We start from the raw sequence: 15,119 nt of genomic DNA on the forward strand, positions 1-15,119 counted from the left end.
CCTAGGTTCTTTTTTATTGATTAAGTAGAATCGCTTTCGCTCGTTCCATACGAGGTGGACTCTGTAGACGCTGTAGATTCTGTGTTAGTCGTTGTTGTCTGACCTGTACCCTGAGTCACTTCTCCTGTAAAGGCATCTTCAACTGTAATCGGATTGGCATAACCAAAGAGGTTTTCATAAACTTTGACATTGGTTTTCAATACCGTAGCAGGTTCCAAGCCTAACGACTTCTTGATGACATTTTGCATTTCAAGCAAGTGCTCGCTCGTTGGAATTTGGTAAGAAATCTCATTGACCATTTGTCCCTCACCTGTTAACTGGTAAGATTCAATTTTTTTCAATGAATCCTTGTAACCAAGGAGACTTGGAATGGTCGAAGAATTGATTTTCACATCCGTTCGCATATTATTGGCCAATACGTCCAATATTTTTTGGTATTGGGTAATGCCATCTAGCTGCAGTAACTTATTAAGGAGGATGCTAATTACTTCACGTTGGCGTTTTTGACGACCATAATCCCCTTCTGGATCTTGGTAGCGCATCCGTGAATAAACAAGGGCTTGCTCACCATTGATATGTTGCTTCCCAGGGTCTACCGTTGCAGTATAAGCTGGCTCCGTATCGGAGATTGAAATGGTAAATCCAAGCGTATTATTCACTGTAATACCGCCAACCGCGTCTACCAAACTACGAAGGCCATCCATATTGATTTCCATGTAGCGATCAATATGCGTATTCATCATTTTTTCAATCGTCGCAATCGCCATCGGCGCCTGTCCATAGGCATAGGAATGGTTCAACTTTTCTGCACTACCGTAGGATGTGCCATCTGCATTTGCAATTTCAACCATGATATCCCGTGTCAAACTCATCATCGTGGTTGTCTTCGTTTTCGGATTGACTGTCACCAAAATCATGGAGTCACTTCGGCCACCTTCCCACTCACCACCGCGAGTTGCCTGATCCATGTCCACTCCCATCAAGAGAATGGTCAATGGTTTTGTGGCTTCAATGACCTTATCATCGATGTTGCGACCAAGGTTGTTATAGGTTTTGTTTGCTGCTGATGTGGATGATTGGTACAAGGTCCAGCCATATGTGCCCACTGCTCCCAGTGTCAAAAAGACAAGAGCTAGAAACATTAAAAAAATTTTCTTTCCGATTTTCATCTCTACTCTACCATTCTCCCCATGTAATATAGGTCTAACCATTCTCCCTTGTCCGTGCGAGCTCCACGTTTTTGCACTCCTTCAATCTCAAATCCAAGCGATTGATAGAGTTGAACGGCTCGCTCATTGCGCACTTGAACAGTCAAGGACAAACGCCCCAAGACCTGATTAAACTCTGCCCACTTGATCACTTCTTCTAGCAAGGTTCGGCCAAGGCCGTAACCCCAGTAAGCTTTTTTCACTGCTAAAAAGACTGTGCCAATATGACCAATGCGATACGGTTTCTCCGTCTTTACACTGGCTAAACCAATGACGTCTGAACCAATTTTCGCAACAAGACAAAGCTGGTCTAGACTTTCCAAATTAGAGGCAAAAATAGGTTCAACATCTTCACGTGACAAGGTAAATTCGTCACCACTCACATCTAAAAACTCAGTCTCATCCGCTACCTGATGCATAAAGTCAATAAAAGCCTGCGCATCCGCAACTTGCGCCTCTTCAAAAACAACTTCCTGCTCAGCCATGGTTCAGCTCCTCTGCTAAAACTCGGCTACGAGCTCCATGGCTTTCAAATCTCAGCTCACGTCCATCTCCGCTACGCTCAATACGAACAGTCAGATAATCTGACAAGACAGCAGCATCCAGCAGTTCCCCCCACTCGATAACCGTAACACCGTCCCCGTACAAAAAATCGTCCAAATCTATCGAATCTGGGTCATCACCGATGCGGTAAACATCCAAGTGATAGAGCGGTAAACGACCTTCATATTCACGCACAATTGTGTAGGTCGGACTTTTAATCATTTGGTTAATTTCCAGACCAGTCGCGATTCCCTTAGTAAGCGTCGTTTTTCCCGCCCCCAAGTCTCCTGACAAGACCAGAACATCTCCAGCTTGCAAAAGACTTCCTAATCGCTGACCAATGGCTGTTAGTTCTCTTTCATTTTGGCTATACATAGACCGTATTATATCATAGAATACCTTGTTTGTCATTTTCTGCACAAAAGAAAAAACCGTAGACAAGCGACGGTTTAGAGCCAAACTAGATAATGGCCAAGATAATAAAGTTCAAAATAAACATTGCAGTTGCTGCCCATAAAATTGGATGGATTTCTTTTGTTTGACCCTTAACAATTTTCACCAAGCAATAGAAGATAAACGCTGCAGCAATACCGTATGAAATAGAGTAGCAAAGTGCCATGAAGAAGGCTGCAAAGAAGGCCGGAAGCGCATCTTCGAAATTGCTCCAGTCCACATCAAGGAAAGAAGACACCATCATCACCCCAACGATAATCAAGGCTGGCGCTGTAGCAGCTGCGGGTACAATCCCAACAAGCGGCAAGAGAAGAATGGAAAGAAGGAAGCAGACTGCTGTTGAAACAGCGGTCAAACCAGTACGACCACCCTCTGCAATCCCTGCAGCTGATTCGACATAAGTTGTCGTATTTGACGTACCAAACAAAGCTCCAATAGATGTACCAATGGCATCCGCAAACAAGGCGCGGTCCATTTTTGAAGAGAAACCTGATGAATTTTCAAGAGCGGCTTCATCTTCTGCTGAGAAGATACCTGTACGACGACCTGTACCGATAAAGGTACCAAGCGTATCAAATGTGTCTGACAAACTAAAGGCAAAGATGGTCATGAGTACCAATGGCAAACGGCTACTGTCGCTAAAGAGGGACTTCATACCGCCAAAGGCTGCGAGGAAGGTTGTCCCCAATTCACCAAAAGCTGAACCCATGTCATTTGTAAAGCTGATAGCAGACAAGTCAACAACACCCATAGGGATGCCAAACAAAGTTGTTGCTACAATCCCAATCAAAATGGCACCACGGACATTTTTAATTACCAACACTGCCGTCAAAAGAAGACCAATAACAGCTAAAAGAACTGCTGGATCAGTAAAGGTAGAAATAGCTGGAACCACTCCACCGTTCGCCGCAACAGATGTCACACCATTTGACAAATCTGCTGAAACAGGAGCCGTACCATTGATAGAAACAATATCGCCAGCTGATGCTGAGAAATTGATAATATTCGCATTTTTAAAACCAAGATAGGCTACGAAAATACCAATACCACCACCGATAGCATGTTGCAAGCTAATTGGAATAGCCTTAATAATACTTTTACGGACTTTGGTCACTGTGATAAAAATATTAAACAAACCACAGAGGAAAACCATGGCCAAGGCTTCTTGCCAAGTAAAGCCAAGACCAAAAACTACTGTATAGGTGAAGAATGCATTCAGCCCCATACCTGGTGCAAGAGCGTAAGGTACATTTGCAAACAATCCCATGAACATAGTTGAAATAACTGAAGCGATAATAGTGGCCAAGAAAACAGCTTTTGTTGGCATGCCTGCTGCACCCAAGATAGATGGGTTGACAAACAAGATATAACTCATAGCAAAGAAAGTTGTCAAACCTGCCATGATTTCAGTAGATACGGTTGTACCGTATTCTTTTAATTTAAAAAAACGTTCCATTTTTCTAAAAATCCCCTTTATTTACGAACGATATTTAAATTATACTCTAAATAATTCACTTTTTCAACAATAATTCCCTATATTTTTTTATTTACTTTCTATTTTAGACGATTTTTGATATACTGTTAGGAAAGTTAAAGGAGTTCCTAATGAAGAAAAAAATGATTGCCTTGGACTTAGATGGCACTCTTCTCAATAACCAAAGTCAACTAAGTGACTACACGATTCAAACCATTCAAAACGTAAAAAATGCTGGCCACACCGTGATTATTGCAACAGGTCGCCCTTACCGCATGGCGCATCAGTTTTACCAGCAACTAGGCCTAGATACCCCGATGATTAACTTCAATGGTTCCCTGGTGCACATTCCTGAGAAAAAATGGCAGTGGGAGCAAAATATCCTGATTAATAAGCAATACTTGATTGATTTTTTGAAATACAAAGAACAATTTCAGGCTATTTTCATCGCTGGTGAATACAAAAATAAATTTTTCATCACCCAAGATCACTTGAACGAAATCCACCCTAGTTTAATGGGAGTAGAACAAATTACACCCGATACACTGATTAAGCCCGAATTGATTACAAGCGACCCGCATTCTATCCTCATGCATACACGCGCTGAGGACCGCCATGAATTGGCCAAGGAGATGCGTACCTTGTTCAAGAACGAGCTCGAAATCAACACTTGGGGTGGCCCGCTCAGCATTCTTGAAACCTGTGCCAAAGGTGTCACTAAAGCGTCTGCTCTAGAGTATTTATTGGACCATTATCAAGCGGATGCTGCTGATCTTATCGCCTTTGGGGACGAACACAACGATGTCCAAATGCTGCAATTAGCTAGAACAGGCTATGCCATGAAAAATGCCAGCGATACCCTCATCCCACATGCTGACCGCATGACCGAATTCACTAATGATCAAGATGGCGTTGCTCGAGAATTAGAGCGATTGTTCTTATAACTAAAAAAACTCAGATTGACATCTGAGTTTTTTTGATTTTACCGTTGACCAGGTCGGCTACCCCCGCCGCCAGGACCCCCGCCTATGCCACCAACTGTTTGAGTCGTTAGGCTAGCTGTTGCTGTAGTGGATTGTCCATCAACTTCTACCGTATAGGTTTCCCCCTCTTTGATGGCAGAGGAGCTGACTAACGCTGTTTCAAAGACTTGTGTCGCAGTATAGGTCGCCAAAACCTTACCGGACGAATCTTTCACTGTAATGGTCGAACCAGCTTTGCCACTGATGCTTGCCATGATAGAAGCCTGGCTAGAATCTTCTCCAAATCCCATGGCCATACCAGCCGAACCAACGATAAAGACATTTCCTCCAGTAATTTTTCCGATGCCGTCATAATCTAGCGCGCCATTGCCATTATCTGGGGCACCGCTGACAAATAAGGTTCCGCCATTGACCGTCAAATCACCGTTGGAGTCCAATCCGTCACCACCTGCTGTCACATTGATTGTCCCGCCGTCAATAGTTAAGTAAATACCCGAGTTTCTAGAGGAATTCGCTGCATTGATACCATCATCCTTAGCTGTTACGTCAATTTTCCCGCTAATAATATGGATAGCCGCACCTTCCAAACCTTCATTCGAATCACCAACTGTTACTTTTCCTCCGTCAATGACTAGATTATTTGAAGCGTGAATGCCATCATCTCCAGCTGTAGCAGTGATAGTCGCATCTTTTAGGTAGATATTGCCCAGACTGGTATCCTTATCATTGTCCGAATGAAGTGCATCTTCTGAAGCAGTTACTTCTACTGTCGCATTGGTGATATTGAGTGCATCATTGACATTGAAGCCGTGTTTCACTGCTGAAATCGTGTAAGTCCCGCCTGTGATACGCAAATCGTCATTGGCTTTGATCGCATTTTTAGACTTACCGTTAACAGTCAGACTTCCTTCTCCGTTCATGACCAAATCACTTGCAGAAAAGATAGCCGCATCTGCGTCTGCATCCGAGTTATTGGCTGTGTCAGAAATGGTATTTTTCGAGTCTTTTGCCAAGGTCATAGTCACCTTATCAGCTTCTTCCACCTTGATAGGAGACTTGTCACCCGTCATCGTAACATCTTTTATGACAAGATGGACTTTGGCTGTATCAGCCGCCTTCACGACAATTTGCACATTTTCAGAACTACCAGAAATAATGTAGGTTCCTTCCGATGCAATCGTTACCGTAGAACCTGACACACTCACACCGTCCCCAGAAACCTTGGCAGTTGAGCCAGATAACTGAATGGTAGAAGCCGTTTTTTCATCGTAACTTGTATCATAATCGGATTCTTTGAAATAATCCGTCGTTGTTACAGCCGATTGACTCGTTGTGGCGCTACTTGAAGTTGTCGTCGAAGAGGTCTTGCTCGTAGCCGAACCATGGCTACATGCCGTCAGGACAAGTGTCGATAACAACAGAACCATACTTGTTTTCATCTTTATTTTACTAGGTTTCATATTTTTTCTCTTTCTTTTTTTGTTGCTTCAATGATACGGAAGTTACCTTAAATCTTCCATAATATATCCTTAAATTTTGCTTAATGATTTAACAAGTATAACTATGCATTTTCTGATACCGGTTCCATTTTCCTATAATAAAGGATTGACAAAGTCTCTGTAAGCGGTTTATAATAATGTATGTTTAGAAGAGAACAATTTTATTATAGTTAACTCTTCAAATCAAATATATTTAGGAGGATCAATAATGAGTATTGGAATCATTATTGCAAGTCATGGCGAGTTTGCTGCTGGCATTCATCAGTCTGGCTCCATGATCTTTGGCGAACAAGAAAAAGTACAAGTTGTTACTTTTATGCCAAGTGAAGGACCAGATGATCTCTATGCTAAGTTCAACGCCGCTATTGACGCATTTAACGGTGATGACGAAGTCTTGGTCTTGGCCGATCTTTGGAGTGGATCTCCATTTAACCAAGCAAGTCGCCTTGCTGGTGAACGCCCAGAGCGCAAGATTGTCATCCTTACAGGTCTCAACCTACCAATGTTAATCCAAGCCTACACAGAACGCATGATGGATGCTTCTGCAGGTGCGGAACAGGTTGCTGCAAATATTCTCAAAGAAGCACGCGATGGCGTGAAAGTGCTCCCTGAAGAATTGGAACCAGTTGTTGAAACACCCGTTGTTGCTGCACCTCAAGTGAAACAAGCTGCGATTCCAGAAGGAACTGTTATCGGTGATGGCAAGCTTAAAATCAATCTTGCTCGTATCGACACACGTCTCTTGCACGGACAAGTTGCGACAGCTTGGACACCTGCTTCAAAAGCAAACCGTATCATCGTAGCTTCTGATAAAGTAGCTGCAGACGAATTGCGTAAAGGCTTGATCAAACAAGCAGCTCCAAACGGTGTCAAAGCAAACGTTGTTCCAATCAAGAAATTGATTGAAGTTGCGAAGGACCCTCGTTTCGGCGAAACACAAGCACTCATTTTATTTGAAACACCTCAAGAAGCTCTCGAAGCCATTGAAGGTGGTGTTCAAATCGGTGAATTGAACGTTGGTTCAATGGCACACTCTACTGGTAAAACAATGGTTAACAACGTATTGTCTATGGACAAAGAAGACGTTGCAACTTTTGAAAAATTGCGTGACCTCGGCGTTCAATTCGATGTACGTAAAGTACCAAATGACTCTAAAAAAGACTTGTTTGACTTGATCAACAAAGCAAACGTCAAATAAGCTATTTGAAAAATTTTCCTGTCAGATTCAAACGTTTCCCTGACAGAAACCCATTTATGAAAGGATTATGATTGATTATGGATATTTCAATTATTTCTATGATTTTGGTCATCTTCGTTGCCTTCATGGCTGGTCTTGAAGGTATCCTAGACCAATTCCAATTTCACCAACCGCTGATTGCATGTACCCTCATCGGTCTTGTAACAGGTCATCTTGAAGCCGGTGTTATCCTTGGTGGTACACTTCAAATGTTAGCTCTTGGTTGGGCTAACATCGGTGCTGCCGTTGCGCCCGATGCAGCCTTGGCTTCTGTTGCAGCTGCTATCATCATGGTAAAAGGTGGCGACTTCACAATGAAAGGGATCACTTTTGCCTACTCATCAGCTATCCCTCTTGCCGTTGCTGGTCTCTTCTTGACAATGATCGTACGTACTTTGTCAACTGCCCTTGTTCACGCTGGTGACAAAGCTGCCAAAGAAGGTAACTACGCAGCAATCGAACGCTTCCACTTGATTGCTCTTGCAATGCAAGGTTTGCGTATTGCTATTCCTGCAGGATTGCTTCTTGCTATCCCATCAGAAGCTGTACAAAGCATTCTTGAAAAAATGCCAGAATGGCTCAACGGTGGTATGCAAGTCGGTGGTGCCATGGTCGTTGCCGTAGGTTACGCAATGGTTATCAACATGATGGCAACTCGTGAAGTATGGCCATTCTTTGCAATCGGTTTTGTCTTTGCCGCTTTGACTCAACTTACTTTAATCGCGACTGGTGTTCTCGGTGTTGCTCTTGCTATCATCTACATTAACCTTTCTAAAAAAGGTGGTAATGGTGGAGCTACTGTAGCATCAGGTGACCCAATCGGTGACATCTTAGAAGACTACTAGAAAGGGGTAAGACAAATGACTGAACAATTGAAATTAACAAAATCTGACCGTCAAAAAGTTTGGTGGCGTTCAACCTTCCTTCAAGGTTCTTGGAACTATGAACGTATGCAAAACATGGGTTGGGCATACGCACTTATCCCAGCTTTGAAAAAACTTTACACTACTAAAGAAGACCGTGCTGCTGCCCTTGAGCGCCACATGGAATTCTTCAACACACACCCATACGTAGCTGCTCCTATCATCGGTGTAACCCTTGCCCTTGAAGAAGAAAAAGCAAACGGTACTGAAATCGATAACACAGCTATCCAAGGTGTGAAAATCGGTATGATGGGACCTCTTGCCGGTATCGGTGACCCAGTATTCTGGTTTACAGTACGTCCTATCCTTGGTGCACTTGGTGCTTCTCTTGCACAATCAGGTAACATCATGGGTCCAATCCTCTTCTTCGTATTGTGGAATGCAATCCGTATGGCCTTCCTTTGGTACACACAAGAGTTTGGTTACAAATCAGGTAAAGAAATCACGAAAGACTTGTCTGGTGGTATCCTCCAAGACATCACAAAAGGTGCTTCAATCCTTGGTATGTTTATCTTGGCGGTCTTGGTAGAACGTTGGGTATCTATCAACTTCACTGTTAACTTGCCATCTACAAAACTTTCTGAAGGAGCATATATTGCATTCCCTAAAGGAAATGTAACTGGTGCTGAATTGCAAGGTATCTTGGGAGATGCCCTCAGCGGATTGAGCTTGACTCCTGAAAAAGCAAACACACTTCAAGCGCAATTGAACTCATTGATTCCAGGCTTGGCTGGACTTCTCTTGACATTCCTCTGCATGTGGTTGCTTAAGAAAAAAGTTTCTCCAATCGTTATCATCGTTGCACTCTTTGCAGTTGGTATCTTGGCTCGTTTGGCTCACATCATGTAAGACCAAAAAGAGTTTCCGAAAGGAAACTCTTTTGCTATAATACTAACAAAGGAGACAATATGGCACAATCTATCAATTCGACTGTAGAACTAACAACAACCGGTGTTTCTTACTTAGCAATCGGTGGCAAGGTAGGGAAATTTTTGCTGGGGAATAACGGTCTTGAATTCTACAACGATAAAAATGTAGAAGATTACATCCAAATCCCTTGGGATTCCATCGACCAAATCGGTGCCAATGTCACTGGAAATAAAGTGAGCCGTCACTTTGAAATCTTTACTGATCAGGGAAAATTCCTCTTTGCCTCAAAAGACTCTGGGAAGATTTTAAAAGTTGCGCGCCAGCATATTGGAAACGATAAGGTTGTGAAATTACCAACGCTTGTCCAAACAATTGGACAAAAAATGACAAATCTATTTGCCAAAAAAAAGTAAATAGAGTATAATAATTCAAACGGATAAGTAAGAGCTTTCCCTTTTCCAGAAAGCCTGCGGTCGCTGTGAGCAGGTAAAGAGATGCTGTGAAATTCTACCGTTCGATACAAATTAAATAGTCAATTAAGAGCACCTTGGTGAAGTTGGATGGAACCGTGCATGCGCACTCCAACGATAGCTAGGGTGTTTTGTTTTTATGGAGGAATATTATGCTTGATTTGAAACGCATTCGTACAGACTTCGATGCCGTTGCTGAAAAATTAGCCACTCGCGGTGTCGCTCAAGAAACATTAACAGAAATCAAAGAACTCGATACCAAACGCCGCCAACTCTTGGTCCAGTCTGAAGAATTAAAAGCAGAACGCAATTTGTCATCAGCTGCCATTGCCCAAGCAAAACGTAACAAAGAAGATACTAGCGAGCAAATCGCTGCCATGCAAAAAGTATCAGCCGACATCAAGGCTGTCGATGCTGAACTCGCAAACATCGACCAAGCCTTGCAAAACATCATCACTGTCTTGCCAAATACACCACACGATACTGTTCCTGTCGGTGCTGACGAGGAACAAAACGTTGAAGTTCGCCGTTGGGGAACGCCTCGTGAATTTGACTTCGATATTAAAGCACACTGGGACTTGGGAGAAGACCTGGACATCCTCGATTGGGAACGTGGGGCTAAAGTCACAGGAACTCGTTTCCTCTTCTACAAGGGTCTTGGAGCACGTTTGGAACGCGCTATTTACAACTTTATGTTGGATGAGCACGCTAAAGAAGGCTACACTGAAATGATCACTCCTTACATGGTCAATCGCGATTCTATGTTTGGTACTGGTCAATATCCAAAATTCAAAGAAGATACCTTTGAAATCAACAACGAAGAACGTCCATTCGTTTTGATTCCAACGGCTGAAGTCCCATTGACAAACTACTACCGCAATGAAATCATTGACGGCAAAGAATTGCCAATCTACTTCACCGCTATGAGCCCATCTTTCCGTTCAGAAGCTGGTTCTGCAGGACGTGACACACGTGGGTTGATTCGCTTGCACCAATTCCACAAGGTTGAAATGGTGAAATTTGCCAAACCAGAAGAGTCATACGAAGAATTGGAAAAAATGACTGCCAACGCTGAGAATATCCTCCAAAAACTGGGCTTGCCATACCGCGTTCTTGCCTTGTGTACAGGAGATATGGGCTTCTCAGCTGCTAAAACCTACGACTTGGAAGTTTGGATTCCAGCCCAAAATGCCTACCGTGAAATTTCTTCTTGCTCAAACACAGAAGATTTCCAAGCCCGTCGTGCCCAAATCCGTTACCGTGATGAAGCAGATGGCAAGGTTAAACTTCTCCACACATTGAATGGTTCTGGTCTTGCAGTCGGACGCACAGTTGCTGCTATTCTTGAGAACTACCAAAATGCCGATGGTTCTATAACCATTCCTGAAGTGCTTCGTCCTTACATGGGAGGAGCTGAGGTTATCGCACCTAACTAATCAATGATAACTAAAAAGTCTAATCTTGGAATGTTCAAGATTAGACTTTTCTTTTTTGTCTATACCCATCCAACTTCAACGGCTATACCATAGTGGTCGCTCACAACCGGTGCATTTCCCCCATCAAAGGATACGAATGACATCTTCACTTCCAACTCCTTGCTAGCAAAGATGTGGTCCACCTTTAAGGCATCTTCATTGCCCTCCCAGCCATCAATATCCGCAACGATAGTGTGATCTCCCTGCGAATGGACGGCCGTTTCGTGACAATCATGCAGGCCCAAAGAACTCTCCAAAATCAAACGATAACCATCGCTATGAGTCGGAGCGTTGAAGTCTCCCATCAACAATAATGGCGTAGAAAATCCTTGAAGATAGTGCTCCAATCGCTGCCATTCTGGTTCAAATCCTCGCCCCTCCCAAGAAAGGTGGAGACTCGTCACCGTAACCGGGACACCGTCCAACTCCATTTGAGCGACTAGGACACGCCGCGTATGAAAATTGGTCTCATCATCAAAATCCGAAACCAGTATATCCTGTGCCTCAAAAGGAGTCTTGGATAAAATCACCACACCTTCGTGAAAATCTTGGTAACCAATGTGGTTATAGGCCCATGACCAGTAATAATTGCGGCCATGGTTTCTCAGATAATTGACCAAGTACAGGGCGTAGTTGTCTTCATGAATCGGCGGCGTCTCTGCTATCGGAATATAATTTTGCAACTCTTTTGCAACAGGACTCGTTCTTAGCTGATTGATTTCTTGCAGGCAGACAATGTCATAATCCATCTCGAGAATGTGCTCTGCTATGTCAAATAAGCGTTTTAGGGGAATGTCTTCCAACCAAGAATGAGCATTCAAGGTCAAACACTTTGCCATTTTTCTCTCCTTCTATCGTGTGATTTCCACCATCACTCCAAAATGATCGCTGATGACTGGAGATTCTTTCCCGTCAAAGACAACTATTGATTTCTTGATGGGGAGGTCTAGGTTCGTAAATACATGGTCAACCTTTAGCAGCTGTTGATTACCTTCCCAACCATCAATATCCGCTTGAATAGTATGGTCTCCCACCACTTCCTCGGCCGCTACATGACTGTCTCGAAGAGACAAGAGGCTGTCCATTATCCTTTTATAACCTTGATTACCTTGTGGATTGTTAAAATCTCCCATAAGGATGACGGGGAGCTTTTGTGCCACTAAAACGCCTTCTAGGCGGCCCCATTCTTCCTGGAAGCCTTTATCCCACCAAGATAGATGCAGACTTGCCACCTGCACTTTTTTACCTTCTAAAATAGTCTCTGCAACCAAGGCTCTCCTAGTGTGGTAATCGTACTCATCGTCCGCATTCGAAACGAGAACTGCCTGTGGAGCCAGCTCTGCTTTCGCCAAGATAGCTACGCCCTCATGGTAACGATCGTAGCCGATATGATTATAGGCCCAGGACCAATTATAGTCTCTACCATACTCCTTCAAACGACGCACCAAGTTCAAAGCATAGTGGTCTTCGTGGATAGCAGGGCTTCCTTTGATTTCACAATAACCATCGAGCTGCGGAGCTAGGGCAGAATGAATTTCTTGATTGACCTCCTGTAGGCAAATGATATCATAGTCTTCTTTGACAATGGCCTGAGCCAATTGCTCAAGTTTTTCCAGCGGATTTTCTTCCATCCACGAATGCGTATTGATTGTTACTAATTTTGCCATAGACCTCTCCTTCTAAATAAGGAAGTGGGACCAAGTTCTCTGACTTCGTCCCAACTTTCTTATATGTTACAAGCTAACTTTTGCCACTGTTGTATGAATGGTTTGTTGACCTGTTTGTTCGAGTGTGACAGATTCGATCTCCATCATATTTGTAAAGACGACAATCACACTGGTTTCTTTTCCAGCTTGACGAATAGCATCCAAGTCTGCTACTACTGCCAAGTCTCCTGCTTGCACTTTTTGACCTTCCGCAATGTGCACTTCAAACGGATGCCCCTCAAGAGATACCGTATCTAAGCCAATATGTACCAAGACCTCCAGACCACTGTCTGTGACCATTCCAAAAGCATGTTTGGTTGGGAAAATCGTTGTAATGGTACCAGCAACAGGCACGACAATCTGTCCATCTGTTGGCTCAACTGCGAAGCCATCTCCCATCATTTTTTCTGAGAAGACTGGGTCTTTGACAACTGATAATTCTTCTACCAACCCATTTGCAACAGTCTGAATCTCTTCTGTAATTCCCTTAAAAGCTTCTGCAGGAACTGCTGTAATTGGCTCACCAGTTTCGACATTCACGATTGGAATAACGGTACCTGAATCCAATAAATCTTGGATATCTGACTTCAGTACATCTGCTTTTGGACCATAAATGGCTTGTACACCATTGCCTTTTGTTACCAAGCCCATGGCACCGGCTTTTTTCCATGCGGACTCTGTACCAACCTTGGCAGCATCTCCGACAGTTACACGCAAACGTGTCATACATGCATCCACATCAACGATATTTTCACGACCCCCAAGAAGGTTAATGATTTGGACAACTTGTGAGTTACTATCTGCAGTTGCTGCTGAGCTAGCTGCTGCAACTTCTCCACCTTCACCGTCATCATAGTTACCATTTCGACCTGCAGTTGCCAGGTTGAGTTTTTTAATCATGAAATCTGCGATAAAGTACATTGCGACAGCAAAGCCTAGACAGACAAGGACAAAGAAGACAAGGTCCATTCCCAAACCGGCTTTAATCGCAATCGGTGTACGTGTCAATAATTCAATATTCCCAAATGAGTGCAAACGAAGGTGAACGATATCTGCCATTGCAAAGGCACATCCTTGCACCACCGCATAGACAATGTAAAGCGGCATCGCTGCAAACATAAACATGTATTCGATTGGTTCTGTAACACCTGTCAAGAAGACGGCAGCTGCTGCAGAAACAAACATTGATTTGTATTTTTTCTTTTTGTCAGGGTCAACATTGCGGTACATCGCCAAGGTCAATCCCATCAAGATAGCTGATGAACCGATCATTTGTCCCACTTTGAAACGAGCTGGTGTGACATTTGCCAACAAATCATTATAGGCTGTCATATTTCCAGCGTCTTTGAAATTCATCAAGTCTGTTACCCATGCCAACCAGAGTGGGTCTTGACCAAATACTTGTGTACCTGCTTGAGCACCCGTCATGATTTCATAGGTACCACCCAAGGAAGTGTAGTTCATCGGAATGGTCAACATATGGTGAAGGCCGAATGGCAAGAGCAAGCGCTCCAAAGTACCATAGAGGAAGGGTGCCAAGATAGGCGCTGTATCTTGTGAGCTGGCAATCCACATACCAAAGCCATTGATTCCTGACTGAATAACTGGCCAGATGATAGAAAGGATAACCGCCACAACCGCTGAACGGAAGATAACAACAAATGGCACAAAGCGTTTGCCGTTAAAGAAAGTCAAGGCATCTGGAAGTTTACGGTAATTGTAGTATTTATTGTAAGCTGTAGCACCGACAAATCCGGCGATAATCCCTACAAATACCCCCATATTCAAGGCTGGTTGCCCTAAAATAGTGACAAAGTAATCGGATACCTTAATGGTTGCCCCAAAAACAGTCCGAACGGTAGCTTCTTTATCCGCCACCATTGCAGAATTGACACCAAAAAAGTTACCTGTAATCAGATTGAGCAAAATAAAGGAAATACCGGCTGCAAAGGCTCCTCCAGCACGATCCTTCGCCCAGCTACCACCGATAGCAAGAGCAAAGAGTAGGTGGAGATTTCCAATAATTCCCCAACCGATTTGAGCAATCACATTGGCTACAAGCGCCAAGATATGATTTGATGGGGCCAACAATGGAAGTGAGTTCCCAATTGAAACCATCAGACCCGCGGCTGGCATTACCGCGATAACAACCATCAATGCTTTTCCGAATTTTTGCCAAAATTCGAAGCTGAACAATTGCTTGATATTTTTCATATCTTTCTCCTTTTACGTTCTGTGCAAACGTTTGCTTTATTTTTACTAATATTATATACCATAA

The 15,119-nt window shown here is 43.4% G+C and carries 14 protein-coding genes; 6 read left to right on the forward strand and 8 right to left on the reverse strand.

Annotated features, from left to right (window positions below):
• Window positions 1–20: 20 nt before the first annotated feature.
• The 4 genes from lytR to ABID27_RS06365 form a co-directional block, all read right to left on the reverse strand.
• Window positions 21–1,169 (reverse strand): glycopolymer--peptidoglycan transferase LytR, encoded by a 1,149-nt coding sequence (gene lytR, locus ABID27_RS06350; RefSeq protein WP_354281053.1) that lies wholly within the window; start codon window positions 1,167–1,169, stop codon window positions 21–23.
• Window positions 1,170–1,171: 2 nt separating this feature from the next.
• The gene (locus ABID27_RS06355) at window positions 1,172–1,693 is read right to left on the reverse strand and encodes a GNAT family N-acetyltransferase (RefSeq protein WP_354281055.1); all 522 of its coding nucleotides are present in this window, start codon (window positions 1,691–1,693) and stop codon (window positions 1,172–1,174) included.
• The gene (gene tsaE, locus ABID27_RS06360; RefSeq protein ID WP_301282827.1) at window positions 1,686–2,126 is read right to left on the reverse strand and encodes a tRNA (adenosine(37)-N6)-threonylcarbamoyltransferase complex ATPase subunit type 1 TsaE; all 441 of its coding nucleotides are present in this window, start codon (window positions 2,124–2,126) and stop codon (window positions 1,686–1,688) included. The genes ABID27_RS06355 and tsaE overlap by 8 nt, the downstream gene beginning before the upstream one ends.
• Before the next feature lie 85 nt (window positions 2,127–2,211).
• On the reverse strand, window positions 2,212–3,660 hold the full coding sequence (locus ABID27_RS06365; protein WP_354281058.1) for an NCS2 family permease: 1,449 nt from the start codon (window positions 3,658–3,660) through the stop codon (window positions 2,212–2,214).
• 149 nt (window positions 3,661–3,809) lie between these two features.
• On the opposite strand from ABID27_RS06365, the gene ABID27_RS06370 reads away from it, so the two are divergent.
• A complete protein-coding gene (locus ABID27_RS06370; RefSeq protein WP_354281060.1) occupies window positions 3,810–4,622 on the forward strand; it encodes a Cof-type HAD-IIB family hydrolase in 813 nt (270 codons plus the stop codon).
• Between the two features lie 38 nt (window positions 4,623–4,660).
• Here the strand turns inward: ABID27_RS06370 and ABID27_RS06375 are convergent, their stop codons facing one another.
• The gene (locus ABID27_RS06375) at window positions 4,661–6,121 is read right to left on the reverse strand and encodes a carbohydrate-binding domain-containing protein (protein WP_354281062.1); all 1,461 of its coding nucleotides are present in this window, start codon (window positions 6,119–6,121) and stop codon (window positions 4,661–4,663) included.
• 247 nt (window positions 6,122–6,368) lie between these two features.
• Here ABID27_RS06375 and ABID27_RS06380 point away from each other — a divergent pair, with 247 nt between their 5' ends.
• The 5 genes from ABID27_RS06380 (at window position 6,369) to serS (ending at window position 11,096) form a co-directional block, all read left to right on the forward strand.
• Window positions 6,369–7,358 carry a PTS sugar transporter subunit IIB gene (locus ABID27_RS06380; RefSeq protein ID WP_253365150.1) on the forward strand — a complete coding sequence of 330 codons (990 nt, stop codon included), beginning with the start codon at window positions 6,369–6,371 and terminating at the stop codon, window positions 7,356–7,358.
• Between the two features lie 74 nt (window positions 7,359–7,432).
• On the forward strand, window positions 7,433–8,242 hold the full coding sequence (locus ABID27_RS06385) for a PTS mannose/fructose/sorbose transporter subunit IIC (protein WP_354281199.1): 810 nt from the start codon (window positions 7,433–7,435) through the stop codon (window positions 8,240–8,242).
• A gap of 15 nt (window positions 8,243–8,257) precedes the next feature.
• A complete protein-coding gene (locus ABID27_RS06390) occupies window positions 8,258–9,169 on the forward strand; it encodes a PTS system mannose/fructose/sorbose family transporter subunit IID (RefSeq protein ID WP_253365148.1) in 912 nt (303 codons plus the stop codon).
• Between the two features lie 59 nt (window positions 9,170–9,228).
• On the forward strand, window positions 9,229–9,603 hold the full coding sequence (locus ABID27_RS06395; protein ID WP_253365146.1) for a DUF956 family protein: 375 nt from the start codon (window positions 9,229–9,231) through the stop codon (window positions 9,601–9,603).
• Between the two features lie 209 nt (window positions 9,604–9,812).
• Window positions 9,813–11,096, forward strand: coding sequence for a serine--tRNA ligase (gene serS / locus ABID27_RS06400; protein ID WP_354281064.1), 1,284 nt, complete (start codon window positions 9,813–9,815; stop codon window positions 11,094–11,096).
• 59 nt (window positions 11,097–11,155) lie between these two features.
• On the opposite strand, the gene ABID27_RS06405 is transcribed toward serS, so the two are convergent.
• The 3 genes from ABID27_RS06405 to ABID27_RS06415 all read right to left on the reverse strand — a co-directional run bounded on the left by ABID27_RS06405 (window position 11,156) and on the right by ABID27_RS06415 (window position 15,055).
• On the reverse strand, window positions 11,156–11,974 hold the full coding sequence (locus tag ABID27_RS06405; RefSeq protein ID WP_354281066.1) for an endonuclease/exonuclease/phosphatase family protein: 819 nt from the start codon (window positions 11,972–11,974) through the stop codon (window positions 11,156–11,158).
• A gap of 12 nt (window positions 11,975–11,986) precedes the next feature.
• Window positions 11,987–12,802 carry an endonuclease/exonuclease/phosphatase family protein gene (locus ABID27_RS06410; RefSeq protein WP_253365143.1) on the reverse strand — a complete coding sequence of 272 codons (816 nt, stop codon included), beginning with the start codon at window positions 12,800–12,802 and terminating at the stop codon, window positions 11,987–11,989.
• 66 nt (window positions 12,803–12,868) lie between these two features.
• On the reverse strand, window positions 12,869–15,055 hold the full coding sequence (locus ABID27_RS06415; RefSeq protein ID WP_354281069.1) for a PTS transporter subunit IIBC: 2,187 nt from the start codon (window positions 15,053–15,055) through the stop codon (window positions 12,869–12,871).
• Window positions 15,056–15,119 lie beyond the last annotated feature (64 nt).

The organism is Streptococcus gallinaceus (assembly GCF_040545695.1).
Lineage (GTDB): Bacteria > Bacillota > Bacilli > Lactobacillales > Streptococcaceae > Streptococcus > Streptococcus gallinaceus.